This window comes from Halanaerobium saccharolyticum subsp. saccharolyticum DSM 6643 (assembly GCF_000350165.1).
GTDB lineage: Bacteria > Bacillota > Halanaerobiia > Halanaerobiales > Halanaerobiaceae > Halanaerobium > Halanaerobium saccharolyticum.
The window spans coordinates 1-1330 of record NZ_CAUI01000020.1 but is presented as its reverse complement, the minus strand read 5'-3'; the positions used below and the strand labels follow the sequence as shown (position 1 = coordinate 1330).

At 32.6% G+C, this 1330-nt stretch carries 1 protein-coding gene and 3 pseudogenes; 2 read left to right on the top strand and 2 right to left on the bottom strand.

Annotation, left to right across the window (positions count from 1 at the left end; genetic code table 11):
* Positions 1-224, top strand: a 224-nt coding sequence (locus HSACCH_RS14225) for a DUF4914 family protein (protein ID WP_040477320.1), incomplete at its 5' end; no start/stop codon positions are given.
* Here HSACCH_RS14225 and HSACCH_RS14310 read toward each other — a convergent pair.
* A pseudogene (locus tag HSACCH_RS14310) lies at positions 170-605 on the bottom strand (glycoside hydrolase family 38 N-terminal domain-containing protein); the annotation flags it as partial. The gene HSACCH_RS14225 and the pseudogene HSACCH_RS14310 overlap by 55 nt on opposite strands.
* A gap of 112 nt (positions 606-717) precedes the next feature.
* Here HSACCH_RS14310 and HSACCH_RS08430 point away from each other — a divergent pair.
* Positions 718-1070, top strand: a pseudogene (locus tag HSACCH_RS08430) (DegV family protein).
* A gap of 29 nt (positions 1071-1099) precedes the next feature.
* Here the strand turns inward: HSACCH_RS08430 and rplC are convergent.
* Positions 1100-1189: pseudogene (gene rplC / locus HSACCH_RS14135) on the bottom strand (50S ribosomal protein L3); the annotation flags it as partial.
* Between the last annotated feature and the right edge of the window lie 141 nt (positions 1190-1330).

Here is a 1330-nt window from a genome sequence, read left to right as displayed (position 1 = left end):
ATCGTCAGCCAGAAGTAGGCCAAAAAGCCTATGATATAGGTGGTAAAATTCTTTCTGATTTCTTTAAGAAATGTATCAAAGAATATTTAGAGCCTGGACTTAATCCGATTGGTAAAAAAATTATTGAAACTGCACTTAATGATGGCAGTGTAGAAGCTTATAGCGATTTAATAAAATATTTCATTCCACTTTTTTTAATTATCTGTGGTAAAGCCCAAGAATAACCAAATACATCCGGCAGCCATAAAATATTCCAATACTATCTCAAATTCCTCTTTAATAAATTGATGGCCGTGTAAAAACTGTCTAACTAAAGATTCTCCTGAGGTCAGATTACAATCTGCTTCTACCCACATCCCTCCAGTAACTTCCCATTTCCCTTCTTTGATTTTTTCTTTGATTTTGGCATAAATTTCTGGGTAGTCTTCTTTAATAAATTTATATAATTGGGGACTTGACTGGACAAAAGTATATTCTGGATATTCATCCATTAATTTTAAAACTGTTGAAAAGCTGCGAGAACATTTTTCTCGTGTATGCAGCAATTTCCAAAGCCAAGCCACATCAATATGAGAATGACCAACTACAGTAATTTTAGGCAAATTAAATTCAGTATTTAACTCAGCCAGCGATTCTTCGTCAGCGTGACGAGGATTCAAATTTTAAACTTTAAGTAAATATTAAACCCGGGGGAGAGTTTCACAGGGAGGATTTATTATGTCAAAAGTTAAAATAATAACAGATAGTTGTTCTGATTTACCAAAAGAGATTGTGGACAGCTATGATATAGAATTTTTAAATATAAAAGTAAATATTAATAATCAAGTCTATTATGATCGTCATGATTTACAGCCTAAAGATTTTTATCGCTTAATTAATCAGGGAGATGAAGTTCCAAAAACTTCAAGAATAACTCCTGAAAAATTTAAGACACTTACAAAAAAGCTTTAGCAGAACATGACCATGTTTTAGTAATTGCTTTCTCTTCAAAATTGAGCGGTATTTTAGAATCAGCAGTTATGGCAAAAAGAGAAATGGATATAGAACCGTGTGTCATTGGTCCGCTATGATGATTCCATCTTTTAATATTACCAGCAAATCCTTTACCTTTGGAGATACCACTAACATTAACTTTTTCTCCTACTTCGAAAAGATCAGCTTTAATTTCACTACCTTCACTTAGTTCCATATCTAAACCTTTGAACTCTCTTAAATGTTTCTTAGGTTCTATATCACGGCTTTCAAATTGTCCAAGTTCAGGTTTGTTAAGTCTGTGCTTTTTAACTTCTCCAAATCCAAGTTGGACTGAATTATATCCATCTTTTTCTGT